Origin of the sequence: Streptomyces polygonati, assembly GCF_042650325.1 — a bacterium.
Classification (GTDB): domain Bacteria; phylum Actinomycetota; class Actinomycetes; order Streptomycetales; family Streptomycetaceae; genus Actinacidiphila; species Actinacidiphila polygonati.
Map to the genome: position 1 here is coordinate 1 of NZ_JBHSBB010000015.1, position 21290 is coordinate 21290.

The following is a 21290-nucleotide window of genomic DNA, read 5'->3' on the forward strand; positions in this document are numbered from 1 at the left end:
TCTTCCGCAGATCCCGCATCAGCCCCAACCGCATGACCGTCATCACCAAAGCCGTCCTCACCCTGGAGCCTCACCCACATCACCGGCTACCTGACCGGCGCTGGCTGGAAGAACCGCACCCCGAGGTCCGGTTCGCCGCTCTCCTTCGAAAGCCCCGACAAATCCGTGCGGGTCGGCTACCACTCCCACACCAGGCCGCCGATGTGGGTCATCTCCGGCACCCCGCCCGGCCGGCCCGCCTGGAACGCCAGTCTCGGCGCCGCGGTCCCGGTGGAGATCCTTGCCGGCCTGACCGACGTCCTCGCCGGCCCCCGCCCCGCCCACGCACCCGATGTCCTGGGCCGCTTGACGGCCCGCGGCTGGAAGCCCGGCAAGGGTGAGCACCCCGGTGCCGACCACCCGGACAGCACCGCGACCCTGCAGTACCGACGCGAAGGCGGCACCGCGATGTGGTCACCTGGCACCGATGGACACAGTATTCCGCTGTGGCGGGCCGGTTTCTCCGAGCACACCCCGCTGCACGCGGTGGAAGCATTCGCCGCCGCGCTCGCCGACCCGCAACCGGTCCTGCGCCCGCCCGGGCGGATCCCCTTCGCCGCCGCCCCGCACGCCGCGACCACCGCGTACCCGGTGCTGCCCTCCCAGCTCGCCGCCTGGCGCCAGACCCGTACCGCCGCGGGACGCGCAGCGGCCTGGGCCCGCTCCGCCAGCAACCGCGCCACCGCCCGCCTGCGCCCACGCCCGGCCCGGATCCGGCAGGCGGTCCCGCTGCCGCCCCGCCCGGCAGCCCCGCCCCGCCCCGCTCACCCGCCAAGGAGCCGATGACCCACCCTCACCACACCGATACCCCGCCGCCTCGGCGCAGGCCGCGCGCCCGCATCACACCGCTGGCCCTGCTGCGCGCCCGCGCCCACCGCCGCACCGACCAACCCCCACCCCGGCCCCGGCCCCGGCCGCGGCCTGGACGCGAGGAGGACCGGTGACCCGCCGGCACGATCCGACCACCGCAGCAGGCATCGCCGCCTCCCTTCGGAACCTGGCCACCACCCTAGAGAATGCCGGCGCCGAGGAGGCCGCCGACCTCCTGACGGACGTCTTCGCCAAAGGCGGCGTCCTGGACGAACTCGACCAGGTCCTTACGGCCACCCGCCACCTGATCACCGCCGCCGCCCCGGCCGGCAAATGGGGCGAGCACCAGCCCGGGTACGCGCTGTACCACCAGCTCGCCGAAACCACAGAACACCTCTACGACCAGACACAGGAACTCCGCGACGCCCCGCAGATCCTGCGCGCACTACCGGACCCTGCCCCCGCGGCAACAGCGGAACAGGCTCGACCCGCACCGTCGGCAACCCCGCCCCTCCGTCCGCCATATCCCCGGCCCCGATCTCCACCAGGACGACCCGCTGACCACTGACCCCGCCCCCGAGCAGCCCGCCTCTGCCGTCACCGGGCACCTGCACGAACTGACCGCCCGCATCACCCAGGCCGAACCGGCGGCAGCCGCCGGCCTGCTGGCTGGCGTGTTCGCCGACGGCGGCGTCCTCGACGCGGTCCGCGAACTCCTGGGCACCGCCTTCGACTTCGTCGACCAGCAGGCTGAGGCCACCGGCCGGATGCAGGACCGGGCGGTGTACACGCTGTGGCACCTCCTGTGCGCCGCCTCCGACAACCTCGACGCCCAGGCCGCCGACCTTCACCGCGCACCCCAGATCCTGCGCGATCTGACCACCCCCGCCGAAGCACGACCGGCCACCGCTCCCGAGCCTGGGCGGGCGCAGGACTGGGTACCGCCGGCAGCGATCCTCGAGACCCCAGGCGCGCTGGAGGCGATCACCGCCCTCCTGGACAGGGGCACGGTCTCCGCCCCTCTGCTTGTCGCACCGGTCCTCGATCCCGACGACGGCGTCATCCCCCGCCTGTCGGACCTGCTGGCGTCCGCGTCCCGCTACGCGCAACGACACGGTGGCGCGCCCGAGTTGTGGCAGGACCTGGGCAGAGCCAGCCAGCACCTGGGCGACATCAGCGAAACCCTCGCCGACAGTAGCGCCGCTCTCGCGACACTGCCCGGTGTCATCCGCCGCCCTGCACCTAGTACTCCAGCAGGATTTCGCGGCCTGACCTGCGGGTTTCGCTGGGCGGGTGGAGTGTAGCGGGTCGTTGAATGGTCAGGGGCGGTCTTACGGAGACCGCCCCTCGATCGTGTGACGGCGCCGCAGGTAGTGACAGCGGCGGGCGACCGCTTGGCGTCGTCTGCGCCAGTTCGACCAGGTCAACGCGTGGTGTCGGCCTCGGCGTCCCCGCAGGTGCGGGGGCTGGGGACGACAAGCTGCCAGGAGTCGCCGGACTTCCGCCACTGTGAGCCCGATTGCCCCGGTTGCCTCACCGGTCCCGCCCCCTTTTTCCGGGCCTGGTGCGCCGTGGCGGCCAGGAAGGCGTGCGCGAGCATCGCAAGGGTGATGTGCCGGTACCAACCCACGTAACGGCGGACTTCGTACTGGTCGAGACCGCACTCGTTCTTCGCGGCCTGGAAGCACTCCTCGATCGCCCAGCGTGTGCCGGCGATCCGGACCAGCTCCTTGACGGTGGCGTCCAAGGGGGCGTAGGCGAGGTAGTAGGCGATCTCGTCGGGCTTGCTGATACTTCGGCGGGCCAGTGCCCAACGCATGCGGTGGGGCACCTCGCCCTGGTAGTCGAACTCGGCGACGGCCGGCAGCCGGACCGCCGCCCAGTGGTAGGCACGTGGGCCCTTCGCGCCGTCGCCGCACGAGATCTTCTCCCAGGCTTCGGCCGGGGCCTGAGCGAACAGGCCGTCGATGCGGGGGCAGCCCACCGTGAACTGGGACTTGGGCACCGCCAGCACATAACCGACGCCCGACTGCTCGAGCATCCGGCGGAACCGGCTCTCCTGGCCGTAGGCGGCGTCCGCGGTGACCCAGGTGATGGGCAGCGGCGAGGCAAGGCATCGCAGGACGATGTGCCGGGCCAGCTCGCCCTTGGTGGCGAACGCGCGCTCGTCAGGGACTTTGGCCGCCCGGCAACGTTCCCGGTCCTCGGCCCAGGACTTGGGTAGGTAGAGGTCGCGGTCGACCAGGACACGGCCCCGGGACGAGGCATAGGCGGCGAAGACCCCGATCTGGCAGTTCTCGGTGCGGCCCGCAGTGCCGGAGTACTGACGCTGGACCCCGGCGGACGTGGTGCCCTTCTTGATGAACCCGGTGTCGTCGATGATGAGGACGCCGCTGTCCTCGCCAAGCGTGTCGGCGACGTATTTCTGCAGGTCATCGCGGATGTCATCGGGTTGCCACTTCGCACCGGCGAGCAGGTGCTGCAGACCGTCGGGGGTGGAGTGACCTGCCTGCTCGGCCAGTTGCCAGCTGTTCTTGCGCGCCACCGGGGCAAGCAGCCCGCGGACGTAGTCGCGCATACGGCGGCGAAGTTCCACACGGCCGAATCGATGGCCGACGGTCACGAAGAGGCTGTCCAGTTCCAGGTCCCATTGCTCGGCAACACGCTCGGTGATCACGGGGGGAGACTGCCCCACGCCCAGTCACTACCTGCGGCGCCGTCACACGATCGAGGGGCGGTCTCCGTAAGACCGCCCCTGACCATTCAACGACCCGCTACACTCCACCCGCCCAGCGAAACCCGCAGGTCAGGCCGCGAAATCCTGCTGGAGTACTAGGCCCGATCCGAAGGGCCGAAGCCACCCCACGCTGCGCCTACGGATCGGGTGCGTCGGCAGCAACGAGGCCAGACCATCCCTTGGTTCGTCAGGAACGAGGACGATGGGTACCCCGGTCCTCTGCCTCTACACACCATCAACCGCCCGCCAGCCGCTACGCCGCTCTCATTCTGAAACGGTCAGTTACACCATCCCGCACACCACCCACCCGCCGGCCCCACCACTAGACCGGCAGCCGCACAACCCCCAACCCGAACCCAGTGAATCGAGGCCCGTGCCCCCGAGCATCACCACCCAGACCCACCTCACCCAGCACCCCGAGGCATTTCCTGCGGTAATCGCCACGATCTCCGGCAACGACTCGGTCCTGGCCCGGGCCATCCTGGCCGCCCATACCTTCCGTCCGCTGCGGCAGGACACGATGGTCCTGGCCCGCATTGACCGCGAGGAAGCCCACTACGCCGGCCAGGCCGCCCGCGCCCTGCGCGCGGCCGGCTTCCTCGTCGAGATCACCACGGACCTGCAGGAAGAGATCGGCACCGAGTGGACCTGGGACAACTACCCCATGGAGTGCAGCCGGGAGGAGATCCGCGAGGTCAGCGCCGTCGCGCAGAAGATCCACGACGACATCGCCTCGGGGCGGCTGGTCATCCACCACCACGCAAGCGACGGCTGGACCACCGTCGCGGTCGGCACCTACCTCGGCGGGGACAGCGTCCACCTGCACGGCGAGAACCACCTGCGGCAAGAGACCAGCGTCTACGACGACCCCAGCGAAGCCATCGCGGATTTTCACCGCCTCTACACCGACGCCGTACGCCCCGGCCACCGACACCGAGACATACGCCGCACGCGTCCTCGCCGGCACTACCCCGGCCGCTCAACCGTCCGCCTCTGCGGACACCTCCGGCCAGAGCCCAGCGACACAAGAGGAACTCGTGCCTGTTTACGCCGCCGGGGCAGGCGACCACGAGCAACTGCTCAACGCCTTCTTCGACGAGCACCGCGAGTGGCAGAAGTACCGCCCGCACGACGAGACCACCATCGCCAACCACGAAGACCTCGCGCTCCGGCTCGAATTCGTGCACGAGACCCATCCCGCCGAACCCAAGTGGACCATCGCGGCCTACGAATCCCCGGTCGGCGAACGCCTTTGGCACGCCACCGCCACCGCAGCCACCCCCATCCAGCTCGTGGCATGCCTCCTCAATGCCGTCGCCTGGCACACCGAGCAGGCCGTCACCGACGGCCCGCCGGCAACCGACAGGGCGATCACCGAGACCGTCTTGGCCCTGGTCGACGAGGGATGGAAGCACACGGCCGACGGGCACGGAACGTTCTGGACCCCACCCGACCACGCCCCCGCCGGCCTGCACTTCGACGCCTTCACCTTCCGCTTCCAGCCCAGCGCGAAACACCTCTGGACTGTCTGGGGCGGCAACAGCGCCGACCACCCCGCCTGGGCCATCCACCTCTCCCCCGCAACACCGGCATCCATCCTCCAGGAACTCACCTCCGAACTCGCCGAAGGCAAGAGCCTCCCCGAAGCGCCCTCAGCGACCACAGCTTCCCGCCCTCACCGGCCGCCGCCCGCCATCCCAGGTCTGCCTTCCGGCCCGTCAGCCGCACGCCCCGGCCGGTAACCGCACCCAACCGGCTCCCTCCGCACGGGGCTTGAACTCGCGCCGAACCCGCACACCGACCGGAGCCCGCTTGCACGAACAGCCAGGCATCGTCATCTCCCGGACCCCTCCGGGATCATCGAGGCCCGGGGAGGCGACAGCCTCGCCCACGCCCTCCTGGAACGGACGGGATTCGAGGCCCGCCGAGCCGGACACTGCGAGGTACCCAGTGGCCAGGGCCAGCACCACGAAAACGCCGTGGCGTCCCGCCCGGCGGAACTGCTCACCCTGGCCGGATACCGCATCGACCTCGACCCGGCCCTGCACCTGACCCGGACATCCCCCGGACCGGACGGCATCCAGCAACTCGGTGAGCAGGTCACCGCGCTCAGCGACGCAATGACCGGCGCGGGAACCTACCGCGTAGCAGCCTCGCTGGTCAACGCCGTCACACACGACTTCGACGGCATCCTCCGCCTCCACGGCCGTTTCTTCCGTGCCGCGGCCGAACAGGCCATGGCCGCACACACCGACAACGGCCCTGACCTCGCCCAGGACTTCAACGACGCTGCCGACGAACTGGCCCTCATCGGCCGGCGCCTGTACCACGCCGACCTTTCCATGCGCTTCCTCGGCCCACCCGATCCCCATCCGCAACACGCTCCCGCGACGGTTTCGCGAACCAACCAGCCGGCACGCGCAGCCTCCACGCCACCGTCCGACCCCGGCCCACTCCGCCCCAGCCGCTGACCCGCCCTCGACTTCAACTCCCCCATCGGAAGGAACCCCGCACCTTTGGCAGAACCCGAACTCCGCATCCTCTCGCTCGGCGCCGGCGTGCAGTCCACAACACCGCTCAGTCTTTCCGCAGAAGGCGTTCTCCCGAAAATCGACTGCGCTATCTTCGCCGACACTGGCTGGGAACCCAAAGCTGTATACGCCCACCTGGACCGGATCGAGCGTGAGATAGCCGAACCTGCCGGGATCCCGATCCTGCGCGTGTCCACGGGCAACATCAGGAATGATGCCCTCGACCCGGATCACCGCTTCGCGTCGATGCCCCTGTACATCCTCAACAAAGACGGCCGGCCTGGGATGACGCGGCGGCAGTGCTCCGTTATCTGCACCTCCTCAGGCTCGTTGATCGCGTGACCGACTCACGCGATCAAGGAGTGTGGAGTGGATCTCCGACAGGAACTGATGGAGGGACGTGCTGTCGTCCCCTCGGCCGGGGCAGTCGTCCCGGCCGAAGGGCAGCACCCTCCGTACATCGTCGTCAACGGCTTCAGCAGCGAAGTGGAGCCAGTGACCGCGTACTTGCGAGACCTGGCCCTGGGCGACTGCAGCCCACTGACCGGGCGGCGCTACGCCTACGGGCTCCTGCGCTGGTTCCGGCTGCTGTGGCTGCTGGGCACGGCATGGGAGAAGGCGACGGAGGCCGAAGTCGCGGTCCTTGCCGGATGGCTACGGTCGGCCCGCAATCCGCAGCGTCAGCGGCGCTCGCCCCAGAGCAGTGCGGCGGGAGCCGTGAATATCCGTACAGGCAAGGCGAGTCTCGGCCCTGGGTACGCGCCCCGAACGATCAACCATGCGTTGTCGGTCGTCAGCGGGTTCTACGAGTTCCACGGCCATCAGGGCCGCGGGCCGGTCGTGAACCCAGTGCCGGCCTCGCCGCAGCGTCGGCGGGTGCTCGGCCATCGCAGCCCCCTGGAACCGGCGCCCGTACTGGGCAGGGCCCGGCTGCGGCAGAAGGTCGCCGACCGGCCGCCGCGGTCCATCCCGGACCTGCTCTGGGACGAGTTGTTCGCCGCCATGGGCTGCGAGCGCGACCGGGCTCTGCTCGACTCCTACGTCTCCAGCGGCGCAAGGGCGGAAGAACTCCTCGGGGTGGGCCTGGAGGACATCGACTGGTCCGGCCAGAAGATCTACGTCATCTCCAAGGGCACCCGGGCCCGCGAGGCGGTGCCCGCTTCCCCGGCCGCTTTTCTGCGGCTGGCCAGCTACCTCGATCAACGCGGAACTCCTCCCCCAGGCGAGCCTGTCTGGCGGACCCGGCACGGACAGGACCGGCCACTGAGCTACTGGGCGATGCGACGAGTCATCCAGCGGGCCAACGCCAAGCTCGGGACGAACTGGTCGCTGCACGACATGCGGCACACCGCCGCCTACTGCATGGCCAACGGCGGCACGCTCAAGCTGGAAGAGGTCCAGGCCGTCCTTCGGCACGCGAACATCCAGACCACCAACCGGTACCTGACCGTCCGCGTCGAGGAGCTCTTCGACGTGATGGCCGCGCACTACGCCAAGCCGCGCACACCCACCCACTACGCGGTCGGCTACGACCCGTCCGACATCGCGGCGGTGTTCGGTGCCTGAGACCACGACCTCCCTGCCGGCCACGGGCCGCACGCGTCGACACGAGTACGCCGACAAGGAACTGAGCTTTCCCAGCCGCTTCATCTCCGGCTCCCTGGAAGCGGCACCCGCGCTCGCGGCCACGCTCCCGCAGCCTCACGGGGACCTGAGCACGGCGTCCGCGCAGAGCATCGCTGAAGTCGTACGCGGCATCGGGCAGATGTCCGCCAACACCCGCAGCAAGCGGGTCCAGGTGACACGGACGATGCTCGACTACCTGAGCGACTTTCCGGGAGCCACCTGGCAAGAACGATGGGACGCCTGCCCGATCGCGCCCGGCGGCGTCAACTCCAGCGACCTCAGCCAGGAGCTCGGCTTCGGCCGGGATCTGAACACCGGCCTGCGCTCCCTGATCTGCCTGCGGGTGATCCAGCCGTCCTTGAGGGCCTTCCGCAGCCAGACCTTCCCCAGCTTCGCCACTCCGTTCCATGAGGCGCAGAACGACCCACTGCTCGACGCCTTCCACGACCGCGTCCAGGCACATGACATGTCCTGGCAGCACAAGCGCAACGCTCTCAACGACATCTGCGCCCTGCTCGCGGTCCAGGGCGTCTCGCTGTCCGATGTCACCCCGGCGGCCATGCTGCACCACGGGCACGAGAGTCGACGCGCCGCAGTCGCTCTCGGGCTGGGCGAGGCCAGGAAGGTCGTCTTTCCTGGGATCTGTGCCTGGAACGTCCTGCATGCCATGGGGCACTTCCCGCTCGACACCCCAACGACGCTGCGGGCAGCGCTCACCCGCGGCCAGCTCAGCGTCGAGGACTTGATCGATCGCTACCCGATCCGCAATCAGGGCATCCGCCAACTCCTGATCGACTACTGCAGCCGCCGCATGGTCGAGACCGACTACGCCACCTTGTCGCACATCTGCTACCTGCTGGGATCGATGTTCTGGCGCAAGGTCGAGCAGATCAACCCCGACCAAGCCGACCTGCGCCTCACCTCGGAGACCTATGCGGCCTGGCGCCAAGCGATCACCGTCCGGGACGACGGCAAGCCCCGCCGGCAACAGGACGACATCATCATCACCGTCCGCAGCCTCTACCTCGACCTGCACACCTGGGCCGCGCAGGAACCCGAACGATGGGCCCGCTGGGTCGTCCCATGCCCCATCCCGCCCGGAGAACTACGAGGTCTGGGCAAGCGCCGACGCCGCCACGATGAGCGCACTGCTGACCGAACCCGTCAGCGCCAGCCTCTTCTGCCGGTCCTCGCCGAGCACGTCGAGAACCGCTACGACCACGCCCGCAGGCTGCTGGAACAGGCGACGAGCACACCTGATGGCGTCAGCTTCGTCCTGGACAGCAGGACCTACCGGCGGACCGTGACCGAGTCCGACCGAAAGATCGCACGCCACGAAACTCCGCCCATCAAGGTCACCGACGAGGCAACCGGCCGGCTCATCCACATCACGACCGATGAGGAGACGGCGTTCTGGGACTGGGCCAGCATCGAGGTGCTGCGGCACTCCGGCATCCGCATCGAGGAGTTGTGCGAGCTCAGCCACCTCAACATCCGGCAATACCAGCGCCCCAGCGGCGAAGTCGTCGGCCTGCTGGTCATCGCACCGTCCAAGACGGACCGCGAGCGCGTCATCCCCATGTCGCCCGACCTGTTCCACGTCATCGCCTGCCTCATCCGCCGCCACACCCGCGACGGACAACCGATCCCGCTGGTCAGCCGCTACGACCCGCACGACAAGCTCTGGAGCACCCCTTTGCCATTTCTGTTCCAGCGCCGCATCGGCGCGAACCGCGAGGTGATCGGCACCAACACCGTCCTCAACATGATCCGGCGCCGCTGCGAGGCGCTCGGCGAGACACACCCCGGCTTCCGGGACCTGCACTTCACCCCGCATGACTTCCGCCGGATCTTCGCCACCGAACTGGTCAACAGCGGACTGCCCATCCACATCGGAGCGGCCCTGCTCGGCCACCTCAACATCCAAACCACCCGCGGATACGTCGCGGTCTTCGACGAAGACGTCATCCGCCACTACGTCACTCACCTCGACAACCGACGCAAGATCCGCCCCAGCGACGAATACCGCCCCGCCAGCCCCGAAGAGTGGGACGAATTCACCGAGCACTTCGACAAGCGCAAAGTCGAACTCGGCTCCTGCGGACGCCCCTACGGAACCCCCTGCCAGCACGAACACGCCTGCATCCGCTGCCCGATGCTGCACGTCAACCCCAAGATGCTGGCCCGCCTCGACGAACTCGAGAAGGACCTCCTCGCCCGCCGGGACAGAGCCGAGCGGGAGGGCTGGGCCGGTGAGATCGAAGGACTGAACCTCACCCTCGCTCTTCTCCGCTCCAAGCGCGACGAGTCCCAGCGCATGGCACGCCGACCCGCTGTCGACCTCGGCATCCCTGCACGCCGCCGTCCGAAGGAGTCGGAATGACCCTCCCCATGCCGACTCCTGGAACCGACCATCGATCACCGAAGGATGACGCTCACGCCCCGTTCCTCCAAGATCTCCAGGAGCAGGTCGAACAGCGAAGCCTCGCCATCGCCGGTGGACACGCGCTCTGCCAACCTCGCCCTGGCCTCGGCCGAGGAATCCCAGTGCAAGGTGAACGGAGCGGTGGCGCCCCAGCCGCCCCTCAAACAATCGTTCAGAGCATCAAGGTTCCAGCCGAAGTAACCGCCCGGCCCATTGATGGCCTCACCGATCGCGCAGTAGAAGCTGTCCCTGTCAACGATGTGCCGACCGTCCAAGGTGAACACCTGGCCTGCAGGAGTGTCGGGCCGTCCCTGACGTTGGTACTCCCGAGACCACAGCGCCACCGACAGCCACGCTTGGCGGTCTTCGGGCGCAAGATCGTGCCACATGCCGGTGCGAGTCAGGTGCCCCGCGCGGATCAAGTCCCACACCCGTTCCGCTCCAGCCAAGGCGTTCTCGCACCACAACGCCACCGTGAGGTCGACGAGGCCGGCTCCACGGGCGGATGGCTTGACGCTGACGACCGTGACCTCGTTGACGAAGTAGGACCCCATGGTGGCGCCGTCGCCGTCGAGGAGGTCGAACCAGGCGTTCCCCGCCAAGGCACGACGACCGCCGACGTGGTCAACGCTCTTCAGTAGGCCGCCCTGCGGCAGGCAACCCGCGAGGTGCACTCGGCGTGCTCCCTCTTCATCAGCCAGCGGCGTGAACAACCCCTCGGCCTCGTGAGCAGAACCCCAGAAGTCAGCATCGTCCTCGTCCGAGGTCAGCGCGCACTTCTGCCCCTCGCCACCCCGCCCTGAAATTCGCATCGCACTCCCCATGAGGGCGCCGATCTTACCGGCGCCCCGCGACTTGCCGGGCGGTCGCCGACGACGCCACCACCCCCACCCCCCAACTCATCCATCTCGGAGGCCCTTTGACGACTCACATACCCCCGTTCACCCATGAGAGTGAAGTGCAGAGAAGCACCGGCGAATATAAAATAAAGCCTATAAAAAAGAAAGTCCGTGAAATCCTGGGATACCCCTACCCGCAGCGCATCCCGAAGGGGATGTTCGTCGAGCAGTGGGTCGGCATCTCCACGGACGAGTTCCACCGGGCGAAGGACGCCGACGTCGCCTACATGCACAACCGTCACCCCCTCATCGTGGACCTGGACTGGTCCCGCGCCGACTGCACCGCCTACCTCGAATCACGCGGCCTCGCAGATACCCCGAAATCGAGCTGCCTGGGCTGTCCATTCCATGGAAATCAGCAGTGGAGGAATATCAGGGACCATTCTCCGGAGGAGTGGGAGGACGTCGTCGCGTTCGACGCGGCGATCCGTGCCGGCAATGCCCGCGCGAACGCGTCGGGCCGCCCGCTGCTGGGGCAGGCGTTCCTGCACCGCTCCCGCGTCCCGCTGGACCAGGCGCCGATCGACCACGTCACCGCCCGCGAATGGGCCCAGCGGCAGGCCGCCCTGGACACCCGGGCGGCCGGTGAGCGCCTGAAGGAGCTGGAGGACGGCGTCACCGGCGGCTGCTCGCCGTGGGCGTGCCGCGGCGACGAACAGCAGCCCGGGCAGGGTGACTTCGGGCTGACGGCGTGAGCCGCGGCCTGGTGCTCGACGCGTTCGCCGGCCCCGGCGGCTGGTCGCACGCGGCAGCTGTGCTCGGTGTGCGGGACATCGGGCTGGAGTGGGACCTGTGGGCGTGCCGGACGAGGGCGGCTGCGGGGCTGCTGACCGTCCGCACGGACGTGGCGATGTATCCGGTGTGGCCGTTCGTCGGGAAGACGTGGGGGCTGATCGCTTCCCCGCCGTGCCAGGCGTGGTCGATGGCCGGCAAGAGGCTCGGGCTGCTCGACCAGCCGCTAGTCCACCAGGCCGTCGCCGACCTCGCTGCCGGCCGTGACACCCGCGCCCGCCTGCTGACCGCGTGCCGGGACGAACGCTCCCTGCTCGCTGCCGAACCGATGCGCTACCTGCACGCCCTGCACCAGGCCGGGCAGCCCGAATGGGTGCTCATGGAGGAGGTGCCCGACGTGCTGCCGCTGTGGCGCCAGTACGCCGCGATCCTCCGGACCTGGGGCTTCTCCACCTGGTGCGGCATCCTCAACGCGGCCGACTACGGCGTGCCGCAGACCAGGAAGCGGGCGATCCTGATCGCCTCCTGGGTCCGCACCGCCGTCCCGCCCGAGCCGACCCACGCGGCGGTCCCGGAGCCGGAGTCGCTGTTCGGCCCGGGCCGCGAGCGGTGGGTCAGCATGGCCGAGGCGCTGGGCTGGGGCGCGACCGACCGGCCGGTGCCGACCGTGTGCGCCGGCGGCGGACCCGGAGGCGGGCCCGAGCCCTTCCCCTCCGGATCCAGGAAAACCCTCACCGACGCCCGCACCCGCGGCACCTGGAAGACCCACCCCGCCCCGGCCGACCTGGTGCTGCGCTCCCGGCGGGACGGACCCGGCTGGGCCCAGCACGGGCCGCGCGACAACCGGCCCGCCGACCCGCCCGCGCCGACGTTCACCGCCGAGGCTCACCGGTGGGCCTGGTCGCTGCGCAGCAACAACCAGGCCAACGCCACCGTCCGTTCGGCCACCGAGCTGGCCGGCACGCTGTTCTTCGGCCACCGCGCGAACGAATGCCTGTGGGTCGCCGAACCCCGACCAGGCGCCGAACCTCCGGCAGAATAGGACCCGGGCGAGGTCCCGGATCCGATCCGGATCACCGCGGTCGAGGCCGGGATCCTGCAGACCTTCCCCGCCGGCTTCCCCTGGGCCGGCAACAAGGGCCAGGTCTTCGGCCAGATCGGCAACGCCGTCCCGCCCCGGCTCGCCGCCCACCTGCTCGCCCCGCACCTCGGCGCCACCCTGGGCCGCGACGACTTCACCCTGGCCGCCTGATGACCCCCGACCATCCCACCGACTTCGACGGGCCCTACGACGACCTGCCCCCGCCGGAACCGCTGCACTACGCCGAGCAAGCGCTCCTCGGCGCCCTGCTCCTCGAACCCGCCCAGCTCCCCGGCGTGCCGGAATTGCTGCCCGAGCACTTCGCTAATCCCTCCCACAGCGCGCTGTTCGCGGCGATGCGCACCCTCACCCCACCCGACCCGGAGGTGCACCGGGCGAGCCCGGTGTGGCTGATGGCCGTACTGAAGACCGCGGTGATCACGGCGCCGGGACTGGATACCCCCCTGCCTCCACACCCTCATCAACGCCTGCCCGAGACCCGAACACGCCCCCGTCTACGCCCAGATGATCCGCGCCGAACACACGCGGCGGACCCTGCGCGAGCACGCCGTCCGGCTGGAACAACTCGCGGAAGACAGCACGCTTCCCGAACCGGCAACCGTGGTGCTGGAGCGGGCCGATGCCCTCGGGCGCTTCCTCGACCTCGCCGAACCCCAGTGGCCGCGCCAGCCCGGACACGTGCCCAGAGCGGTTCCGGCGGCGGCGAACGAAGCACCGGCAGAGGAAGACCTCGACGCCGAACGCCTCCTCCTGGCCGCCGGTACCGCCCGCCCCCAAGACCTCGCGGCCCTGGGCTGGCTGCACCCCGAGGACTTCCGCCTCCCCCTGCACCAGGGCCTGTACCGGTGCCTGACCGCCATGGCCCAGCGAGGCGACCCGATCGACCCGATCACCGTGCTGTGGAAAGCCCAGCAGCACGCCGTACTGAACGGCGCCGGCCCCGCCCACGTCCTGGACTTCCTGCGGCAACCCGTCGGTTCCGCCGAGCACTGGGCCGAACACATCTACACCCGCGCCCTGCTGGCCATCGCCCGCACCGCCGGACGCGAGATCACCGCCCTCACCCACTACCCCGCACACACACCCCACCACCTCATCCCCGCCGCCCGCCGCGCCCTCGCTCCACTCGCCCGCATGCACGCGCGCCGCCGCGCACCCCCACCCAGTACCGCCACGCCGGCCGCGTCACCGCGTCCCCCGGCCCTGACCACCACTACACCGTTCCGCGCCATCACCCGGTAACCCGACCCGGGGGCCGACCGAACCAGCGAAAGGCAGTATCTGACCGCGCTCAGTCCCACCGGGGCCCGCATCCTGGCCGCCCACACCCTCGGCGACGTCTCCGGACACCCCGCCGCCCTGGCCCGCCTCGAAGCCGACGGCCTGATCACCTCCGACCCCATCCGGGGTGGCGCCCATCGCATCACCGATGCGGGATGGGAAGCGTACGAACAGTGGAAGAGCGAGTACGGCCCGCCCGCGCCACCTCCCACATCCGGTGTGCTGCCCAAGCTCCCCGAACGGCAACACGACGCGGTACTCGCCGCTGCCCGCCGCCCCGACCACCTGGTGCCGGGCGTCGATGACCACGTGCCCGGCTTCTTCAACCAGCGGACCCTAGCTGCCGTCCACGCCGCCGACTATGCCGACGACCCTGCGAATACGGGATCCTCCACGGCACCTACGAGCAGTCCGGCCGGGCCCTCTACCTGACTCCGGCCGGACGCGAGTACGCTCGCCGGCGGGGCAACATCCCCTCCAGACGGCGCCGCATCGTGATCATCTCCCGCGGTTCGAAGAAGGCCGAGCCGTCCTGGGAGGAATTCGGCTACCGGGACGTCATCCCCGCCGGACAGCTCTATACCGGCACGTATCACAAGTCGCTGCGGCGCGCCGCCGACGCCCTGACCGACCAGTCCCTCATCCGGATCATGTCAGCCCGGCACGGCCTGGTCACCCTGGAACGTCCACTGCACCCTTACGACACGCAACTCGGCGACATGGACGCCATCACACCTGAGCAGATGGCCCGGCACACCGCCGCGCTCGACCTGGACGACGCCCACGTGATCTTTCTGGGCGGCAGAGATTACGCCGAATTGCTACGGCAAACTTTGCCACACACACTGGTCCCGCTCACCAGCGGACTGGGCGACCAGCGGGCGCAGTGCCACACCCTCAGCCAATCAACCGAGTTGGTCCGGGTGTGGTGGCAAGCCGCAGCCCGCCTGGCCGATCACCCCAGGGGAACACTTGCGAAGGACGAGCCAGCGCAAGCGCGGGTGAGCCTGCCCCCGTCAACCGGACCGTGCCCACCTGCGACCGGCGCCGGAGGCCGATCGCGAGGGTAGCCTCGGGTCCGTGCAGCCCTTGGCATCACCCGAGCCGCACCAGCTACGGACACGGCAGCCACCGCCAGACGCCCACTCCCGTCTGGCCGATCCTCGCAGAGTCACAGCATCGGGAGGCCGACTCACCCCGCGCGCCGTTGCCCGGGGCGTGGCAGGCACGCCCCGGGCATACTCGAGTACATGGCTGCCGGGAGGCGTTACGCCGACCCGCGCCCCTACGCACTACCCGGCTCAGTCAGTGAACTGGCGGGGCCGTCGAGCGCACACGTCATCCTGCTCGTGGCGGTGGACTGGTCCCAACAACACCGCTACGACCTCACCGACGACAAAGCCCGGCGCCGGCTGTAGGAGACCATCAACCGGGAGACCGCCGAAGCCGCCGACTTTCGCCGCTACATCAATGTCAGCCTGTTCCCCGGTTTGTGGCCGGTCTTGTAGCTGCGCGCCCGGCCGAAGAGGCTGCGGGAGGACAGGTTTCCCGAGCTGAGCTTCCCCGCTGCGCAGCAGGGCGCCGACGCGCTCCAGGTTTTTCTCGGCACGCAGGCGGACCTCCAGGTCCCCGGTCCCGTGATAGTCCAAGCCGGTCACGTCCCGGGGGAACCCAGGGACGAGGTCGACCGCCTTGGGGTCCGCCCGCAGGTAGACCAGCACCTCGGTGTGCCGGCCCCGGCCGACGCAGGCGATCTTCCGCAACCGCCGGTCGGCCCGGTCCTGCCTGCGATCGGTCCGCCGCACGTCTTTGGACAGCGACACCAGCACCTCGTCCAGGCCGGCCCGCAACTCGCCGATCGCGCCCTCGACCAGCTGCGCCTTCGGCATGCGCCCGGCCCAACCGGAGTTGCCTCTCGCACCTCGGTTGGGCCGCGGCCCGACCGACCCAAGGCCTAGAAGGCCGGTGCCGAACATGCTGCAGCGGACCGAGTCGATGCAGCGCCGGATCTCGCGGACCGCGTGCCGATGGTAGCGGCTTCTGCACCGCCCCCAGTACCCGCAGCACTGGCCTCGACGCACTCAGCCGTCTCTACCCGAAGAGGGGTTCCTGACCTAGCGGCAACTCAAGGTGCAATTGGTGGACCATTCCCAGTTCCACGGGCCGCAGAGAGCCTGCACAGCTGATCAAGTACCCCTCGCGTCGGTGACCGACTTGTGGCGCGTCGTGTCGGACGATCTTCCACTGCCCGACCCCTGCGGGTATGGCAGCCAAACCGGTTCGCTGGCAGGTGGGGCACGTCGTCCGCGGCATCCTCATGGGACCATGGTGCCCGACACGGCTGACAATCTTCCCCCTGAGACGGATCGCCCCTTGCGGGCTGGTCGAACCATGTCGGCGCCCGCGCGAAGCAGACTCGACTCACCTTCGTTCAAACCCTGTTCTCGCTCGGACGACGTTTTCCAGCCGCATCGATAAATACGCTTCAACCATCAGTTAGCCAAAGACTTGGGCGATAGCGTCGTGGCTGTGGATGCTCTCGAGATTCCGGATGCTCACGGTGTGACTGAGCCCTCTGTCGCGGCAGGCAATACTCAACCCGCGAGCCATGTCTTCTACGAAAACAGGATGGTCGTAAGCCTGCATGGTCAAGACTCGCTCGTCGGGCCGCTTGACTAGTGGCACCACAGGGGCAGATCCGCATTTTTCGAGAAGCCGTACTGCATCGTTTACCGGTAGGGGGTAAGGCGATTCTCCGAAGCCAGAGACGGCAAGCGTGACCCGACTGCGTTGATTGTGGGCGCCATAGTCGGAAATAGCTTTCGAGCATGGGCAGAGGCTTGTGACGTCACTGGTTACTGATGTGATCACCGTTGTATTGCCGCTGTCCCACTGTCCTTTGACGCAAACATCGTGTACCTGGAACGATTCTGCCCGACTGGCCGCAGCAATGACGGTGGTGCCGATGGGAATGGAGATGGTCACTGCGAGCGCTGGTGCTTCAAGAAGATCGGCACCGATTTTGAGGACCTGCGGCAGTGACCGTGGGTCGAAGCGCCGAAGGTGGTCGTGCACAAGGGCGACCATACGACTCATATGGGTACCGCGGCGGTTGTGCTGAAGTCGTACGGTTACCTCGATGTCGGCTATGCCGTCTTGGCGAAGGTGACCGTCCTCGAAGGTCAGCGGATAACGCAGGCCGCTAATACCTACTTGATCGATCTCGATGCCGCGGGCGTCCACTTCCTTCTGAATGTCATGCACGGCTACTCACCCCGATAGGTACAGCCGGAGGTGCACGTTTCGTGGACAGTCAGGGCCGACAACGCTGGGAGGCTGGGCTGCAGCCGTTCCCAGAGCCAGCGCGCTAGAACCTCGCTGGTCGGGTTCTCGAGACCTTCGATCTCGTTAAGGTAATAGTGGTCAAGTTGAGCTTCAAGCGGCTTGAACGCCCGCTTGAGGTCCCCGAAGTCCATGACCCAGCCTGCCTCGGGGTCGACAGGGGCCTCGGCATGAACGATGACCTTGTAAGAGTGCCCGTGCAGTCGTGCGCATTTATGGCCGTGGGGGACCTTAGGGAGGCGGTGAGCGGCTTCGAACGTAAACTCGCGAAAGATTTCCATTACTGAATTCCCAGATACTTGTGCGTCTGGAGGGAAAACATCCAGCGCGGGTTCTTCATGCAGTACTCAACGGTCGCGCGAGTATTGGCCTCTATGTCGGGGCCGTCCATAGGCTGGAGGCGAAAGTTCTGAAAGTTGAGGTGCTCGAACTGGCTGGGTTCGCCGCCCAACTGCGGGTATACCAGCTTCAGTTCCTGCCCGCTCGTGACGACAAGGTCAGAGCCGATCTTGGGACTGACGCAGAGCCAGTCGATCCCCTGCGGTGGCACCCGGGTGCCGTTGGTTTCCACGGCAACTTCGAAGCCCTTCGCGTGGAGGGCTTGGACGGCCCCATCGTCCAACTGAAGAAGCGGCTCGCCCCCCGTACACACCACGAATCTGTGTTCCATGGCGGTGGACGGCCAGACCTGCTCAACTGCCCTGGCGAGACTCTCCGCCGAGGCGAAGCGACCTCCGCCTTCGCCGTCGGTTCCTACGAAGTCGGTGTCGCAGAACTGGCAGATTGCCCGGCTGCGGTCCTTCTCCAACCCTGTCCACAGGTTGCACCGCGAGAAGCGGCAGAACACTGCAGGTCGGCCCGCATGACTCCCCTCACCCTGCAGGGTGTAGAAGATCTCTTTGATCAGGTAAGTCATTCTCACGCGTCCTGGTACTGCACGGGGTCGGCCACGCCCGCTTCGGCGAAGCCCTTCAGACGCAGCAGGCAGGTCTCGCAGTGCCCGCAGGCCCGGCCCAGTTCGTCCGGGTCGTAGCAACTGGACGTCTGCGAGTAGTCGACGCCCAAGCGCAGGCCCTCGCGCACGATGTCCGCCTTGGACATGGCAATCAGGGGGGAGTGGAGCTTGAGTTCCTGAGTGCCTTCGACGCTGGCCCTGGTGGCCAGGTTCGCCATCTTGGCGTATGCATCCATGTACTCGGGGCGGCAGTCAGGGTAGCCGCTGTAGTCGACGGCCGTCACGCCGGTGAAGATGTCACTCGCTCCGACGGTCTCGGCGTAGGCCAGAGCGAACGAGAGGAAGATGGTGTTGCGCGCCGGGACGTAGGTGATCGGAACGCCGCTGCCGCCCGCGTCCTCCAGCGACTCGTGCTTGGGCACAGCGATCTCGTCGGTAAGGGCCGAGCCGCCGAAGATCCGAAGGTCGATGTCGGCGATGACGTGTCGAGCCACTCCCTGGGTCGCAGCAACCCGACTAGCGGCCTTCAACTCAACGCTGTGGCGCTGACCGTAACGGAAACTCAGCGCGTAGGGGGTGTAGCCCTGTTCCTTGGCGATGGCCAGGACAGTCGTCGAGTCCAGGCCACCACTGAGCAGAACGATCGCTGGACGCCCCATGGGGTGCTCCCTAGTTAGGTCCGTGTCTATTCGTGCAGCCTAGCGTGAGAACTGACAGGTAGAGTAACCGCAACAAGGTACCCAGTTAATGCCGTGGAGAGTCGGGGCGCGTGAGGCAACTATCGCTGGTGGTCACCTGCTCGGACCGAAAGGTTGCCGTGCCGGAGACCTCCCTGCACGCCAGGTCGCTACCCGACGGAACCATAAGGCAACGCTCCGCAGTTTGGCGTGACCGCATCAGTGCCGCCTCCAACGCACGACCACTCTCGGATCTCTACCGCGGGGACCACTGGACACAGGCTTGCCGGCTCTCTGAAGCAGCGGCCCGGTCGGGATTCGAGACGCAGTTGTGGGTGGCTTCCGCGGGTCTCGGCCTGCAGCCGGTGGGGCCGCTCTCGGCGTCGGCCCCGCCCTACGCGGCCACCTTCAGCGTGCGTCACACAGACTCCGTCACTACCTGCGCAGCGGATAACTCCATGTGGTGGAGCGAACTACAGGAGGGGATCAGCAGGGTCACTCTGGGGGAACTCGGCCAACGCGGACCGGTCCTGCTGGCACTCTCCGAGGTGTACGCCGGCGCGATGGACAACGAACTGCGAGCACTAGCAGGAATGGACGGCGAGACTCTTCTGATCGGCGGCGCATCCGAGATGCCCGGTATCCACAGGGTCCCCTCGAATGCGGGACTGCGGCGTGCTCTCGGCGGCACCCTGACGAGCCTGAACGTTCGCATGGCCGCCTCCTGGCTGGAGCACTGTCATAACGGCAGGTTGACCGCCCCTGGTACGCGCAACTCCTGGCAGCGATGGGCCTCGGGTGTCACCGTCGCCGAGCGTTACAGCCGGCAGGCCCTGACCGACGAGGACGTCATCGCGTTCATCAAACGGAAAAGCAGCGCGCATCCGGGCATCTCTCGAACCCGGCTGCTGCGGACCCTGCGCGACGGCGGTCAAGCATGCGAGCAGAGCCGGTTTGCCAGCCTGTACGCCTCCTGCACAGCGGGGGAACAGTGACCGAGAGTGTCATCAAGCGCCGCGCACTGCGCATCGAACAGCATCCCAGCATCCCCTTGTACCTCTTCGCCTTGGAGGCAGGCGAAGTGGATCTTGTAGCCGATGTTGCCCGCATCTCCCGCGACGAGGCAGGTCGGCTCCTCGGATACCAGCGCCCCGAAAAGAAGCAGCACGTCAAGCAGATCTTGGAGTACCTCGACAGCGAGGACGTGCTCTTCCCAAACGGCCTCATCCTCGCCCTTCCCTCCACCGTTCGCTTCAGGGGGAGCCGCGGCCCCAACAGCACGGACGGACTGTCGACCATCGGGACGCTGGAGATTCCCCTCCCTGCCTCCCGCGACGCGCCCCGCCCCGCCCTCATCGTTGACGGCCAGCAGCGCAGCCTCGCACTCGCGCTCACCAAGAAGTCAAAGCTTCCGATCACGGTGGCTGGTTTCGTGGCCGAGGACCTCGCGGTCCAGCGCGACCAGTTTCTTCGTGTCAATACCGTTTCCCCCCTCCCGACGAACCTGGTGTCCGAACTCCTCCCAGAAGTGAACACCAAACTTCCCACGAAACTGTCGGCACGCAAGCTCCCATCCATCCTGGTCAACGCACTCAACCAGGACAGCGACTCCCCCTTCAAGGGGCTCATCAAGCAAGCGTCAACCACCCCTGACAAGAAGTCAGACGTCGTCGTCAAAGACAACAGTCTCATCTCGGCAATCGAAGAGTCTCTGCTGCCTTCTGGCGTCCTATTCCCTTACAAGAACCTCTCCAACGGGACTATCGACACTACGACCATCCGCAACATTCTGGTTGTCTACTGGACCGCCGTGCGGGACACCTTTCCCGAGGCTTGGGGACTGCCCCCTACGAGAAGCCGCCTCATGCACGGTGTCGGGATCCGCTCGATAGGCCGGCTCATGGACCGGGTCATGGATCGAGTCTTGACGGTGGCCGACATCAACTCGAAGGACGCCTACGACAAGGCCATGGCCGAATTGGCACTCGTCAAACCGAACTGCCACTGGACTGAAGGCCGCTGGCTCGAGCTCAACATCTCTTGGAATGAGCTGCAGAACACCCCCCGCCACATCAGTACCCTGTCGAACTTTTTGATCCGGAACTACTTGCATTCTAGGATGAGCGCGTCATGA

Annotated in this window: 19 protein-coding genes and 3 pseudogenes; 15 read left to right on the forward strand and 7 right to left on the reverse strand. The window is 67.8% G+C overall.

All coding sequences use genetic code 11. The features are described from left to right. Positions 1-90 precede the first annotated feature (90 nt). From ACFO3J_RS24450 to ACFO3J_RS24460, 3 genes are all read left to right on the forward strand, one after another. Positions 91-825: a DUF317 domain-containing protein gene (locus tag ACFO3J_RS24450; protein WP_386433194.1), complete on the forward strand. Its 735-nt coding sequence runs from the start codon at positions 91-93 to the stop codon at positions 823-825. 154 nt (positions 826-979) lie between these two features. After that, entirely contained in the window at positions 980-1417 is a 438-nt protein-coding gene (locus ACFO3J_RS24455; RefSeq protein ID WP_386433104.1) for a hypothetical protein, read from the forward strand. 106 nt (positions 1418-1523) lie between these two features. Then, positions 1524-2153, forward strand: coding sequence for a hypothetical protein (locus ACFO3J_RS24460; protein ID WP_386433106.1), 630 nt, complete (start codon positions 1524-1526; stop codon positions 2151-2153). 119 nt (positions 2154-2272) lie between these two features. Here ACFO3J_RS24460 and ACFO3J_RS24465 read toward each other — a convergent pair whose 3' ends face one another. Beyond that, positions 2273-3526 (reverse strand): IS701 family transposase, encoded by a 1254-nt coding sequence (locus ACFO3J_RS24465; protein ID WP_386433109.1) that lies wholly within the window; start codon positions 3524-3526, stop codon positions 2273-2275. A 1097-nt stretch (positions 3527-4623) separates the two neighbouring features. On the opposite strand from ACFO3J_RS24465, the gene ACFO3J_RS24470 reads away from it, so the two are divergent. From ACFO3J_RS24470 to ACFO3J_RS24490, 5 genes and pseudogenes are all read left to right on the forward strand, one after another. Beyond that, on the forward strand, positions 4624-5328 hold the full coding sequence (locus ACFO3J_RS24470; protein WP_386433112.1) for a DUF317 domain-containing protein: 705 nt from the start codon (positions 4624-4626) through the stop codon (positions 5326-5328). 237 nt (positions 5329-5565) lie between these two features. Next, positions 5566-6057, forward strand: a complete 492-nt coding sequence (locus ACFO3J_RS24475) for a hypothetical protein (protein ID WP_386433114.1) — start codon at positions 5566-5568, stop codon at positions 6055-6057. 87 nt (positions 6058-6144) lie between these two features. Next, positions 6145-6423, forward strand: a pseudogene (locus ACFO3J_RS24480) (hypothetical protein); the annotation flags it as partial. Positions 6424-6486: 63 nt separating this feature from the next. Next, positions 6487-7683, forward strand: coding sequence for a tyrosine-type recombinase/integrase (locus tag ACFO3J_RS24485; protein ID WP_386433117.1), 1197 nt, complete (start codon positions 6487-6489; stop codon positions 7681-7683). Further along, complete coding sequence (locus ACFO3J_RS24490) at positions 7676-10126, forward strand: tyrosine-type recombinase/integrase (protein WP_386433120.1); 2451 nt, start codon at positions 7676-7678, stop codon at positions 10124-10126. Before ACFO3J_RS24485 ends, ACFO3J_RS24490 begins: the two co-directional genes overlap by 8 nt. A gap of 35 nt (positions 10127-10161) precedes the next feature. On the opposite strand, the gene ACFO3J_RS24495 is transcribed toward ACFO3J_RS24490, so the two are convergent. Next, positions 10162-10992, reverse strand: coding sequence for a barstar family protein (locus ACFO3J_RS24495; protein ID WP_386433123.1), 831 nt, complete (start codon positions 10990-10992; stop codon positions 10162-10164). 134 nt (positions 10993-11126) lie between these two features. Between ACFO3J_RS24495 and ACFO3J_RS24500 the strand changes: the two genes are divergently transcribed. The 5 genes and pseudogenes from ACFO3J_RS24500 (at position 11127) to ACFO3J_RS24520 (ending at position 15252) form a co-directional block, all read left to right on the forward strand. Further along, positions 11127-11762, forward strand: coding sequence for a hypothetical protein (locus ACFO3J_RS24500; RefSeq protein ID WP_386433126.1), 636 nt, complete (start codon positions 11127-11129; stop codon positions 11760-11762). Between the two features lie 8 nt (positions 11763-11770). Continuing rightward, a pseudogene (locus tag ACFO3J_RS24505) lies at positions 11771-13051 on the forward strand (DNA cytosine methyltransferase). Next, positions 13051-13191: pseudogene (locus ACFO3J_RS24510) on the forward strand (DnaB-like helicase N-terminal domain-containing protein); the annotation flags it as partial. The pseudogenes ACFO3J_RS24505 and ACFO3J_RS24510, both read left to right, overlap by 1 nt. A gap of 214 nt (positions 13192-13405) precedes the next feature. Next, entirely contained in the window at positions 13406-14143 is a 738-nt protein-coding gene (locus ACFO3J_RS24515) for a DnaB-like helicase N-terminal domain-containing protein (RefSeq protein ID WP_386433129.1), read from the forward strand. A 533-nt stretch (positions 14144-14676) separates the two neighbouring features. Further along, positions 14677-15252, forward strand: coding sequence for a DUF6884 domain-containing protein (locus tag ACFO3J_RS24520; RefSeq protein WP_386433132.1), 576 nt, complete (start codon positions 14677-14679; stop codon positions 15250-15252). 231 nt (positions 15253-15483) lie between these two features. On the opposite strand, the gene ACFO3J_RS24525 is transcribed toward ACFO3J_RS24520, so the two are convergent. From ACFO3J_RS24525 to queC, 5 genes are all read right to left on the reverse strand, one after another. Next, the gene (locus ACFO3J_RS24525; protein WP_386433134.1) at positions 15484-16071 is read right to left on the reverse strand and encodes a hypothetical protein; all 588 of its coding nucleotides are present in this window, start codon (positions 16069-16071) and stop codon (positions 15484-15486) included. Between the two features lie 607 nt (positions 16072-16678). Beyond that, complete coding sequence (locus ACFO3J_RS24530) at positions 16679-17446, reverse strand: GTP cyclohydrolase I FolE2 (protein ID WP_386433137.1); 768 nt, start codon at positions 17444-17446, stop codon at positions 16679-16681. 2 nt (positions 17447-17448) lie between these two features. Then, on the reverse strand, positions 17449-17805 hold the full coding sequence (queD, locus tag ACFO3J_RS24535; RefSeq protein ID WP_386433140.1) for a 6-carboxytetrahydropterin synthase QueD: 357 nt from the start codon (positions 17803-17805) through the stop codon (positions 17449-17451). Next, positions 17805-18440, reverse strand: a complete 636-nt coding sequence (gene queE, locus ACFO3J_RS24540) for a 7-carboxy-7-deazaguanine synthase (RefSeq protein WP_386433143.1) — start codon at positions 18438-18440, stop codon at positions 17805-17807. Before queE ends, queD begins: the two co-directional genes overlap by 1 nt. Before the next feature lie 2 nt (positions 18441-18442). Next, on the reverse strand, positions 18443-19138 hold the full coding sequence (gene queC / locus ACFO3J_RS24545; RefSeq protein WP_386433146.1) for a 7-cyano-7-deazaguanine synthase QueC: 696 nt from the start codon (positions 19136-19138) through the stop codon (positions 18443-18445). Between the two features lie 581 nt (positions 19139-19719). Between queC and ACFO3J_RS24550 the strand changes: the two genes are divergently transcribed. Beyond that, positions 19720-20151 carry a hypothetical protein gene (locus ACFO3J_RS24550; RefSeq protein ID WP_386433149.1) on the forward strand — a complete coding sequence of 144 codons (432 nt, stop codon included), beginning with the start codon at positions 19720-19722 and terminating at the stop codon, positions 20149-20151. Then, the gene (gene dbpB, locus ACFO3J_RS24555; RefSeq protein ID WP_386433152.1) at positions 20148-21290 is read left to right on the forward strand and encodes a DGQHR domain-containing protein DpdB; all 1143 of its coding nucleotides are present in this window, start codon (positions 20148-20150) and stop codon (positions 21288-21290) included. The genes ACFO3J_RS24550 and dbpB overlap by 4 nt, the downstream gene beginning before the upstream one ends.

What these genes read in the sequence shown, in the direction of transcription:
- ACFO3J_RS24495 (WP_386433123.1), bottom strand. Translation starts at nt 10,992, where the DNA reads ATGGGGAGTGCGATGCGAATTTCAGGGCGGGGTGGCGAGGGGCAGAAG.
- ACFO3J_RS24515 (WP_386433129.1), top strand. Translation starts at nt 13,406, where the DNA reads ATGATCCGCGCCGAACACACGCGGCGGACCCTGCGCGAGCACGCCGTC.
- ACFO3J_RS24525 (WP_386433134.1), bottom strand. Translation starts at nt 16,071, where the DNA reads ATGCCGAAGGCGCAGCTGGTCGAGGGCGCGATCGGCGAGTTGCGGGCC.
- queD (WP_386433140.1), bottom strand. Translation starts at nt 17,805, where the DNA reads ATGGAAATCTTTCGCGAGTTTACGTTCGAAGCCGCTCACCGCCTCCCT.
- queE (WP_386433143.1), bottom strand. Translation starts at nt 18,440, where the DNA reads ATGACTTACCTGATCAAAGAGATCTTCTACACCCTGCAGGGTGAGGGG.
- queC (WP_386433146.1), bottom strand. Translation starts at nt 19,138, where the DNA reads ATGGGGCGTCCAGCGATCGTTCTGCTCAGTGGTGGCCTGGACTCGACG.
- ACFO3J_RS24550 (WP_386433149.1), top strand. Translation starts at nt 19,720, where the DNA reads ATGGACAACGAACTGCGAGCACTAGCAGGAATGGACGGCGAGACTCTT.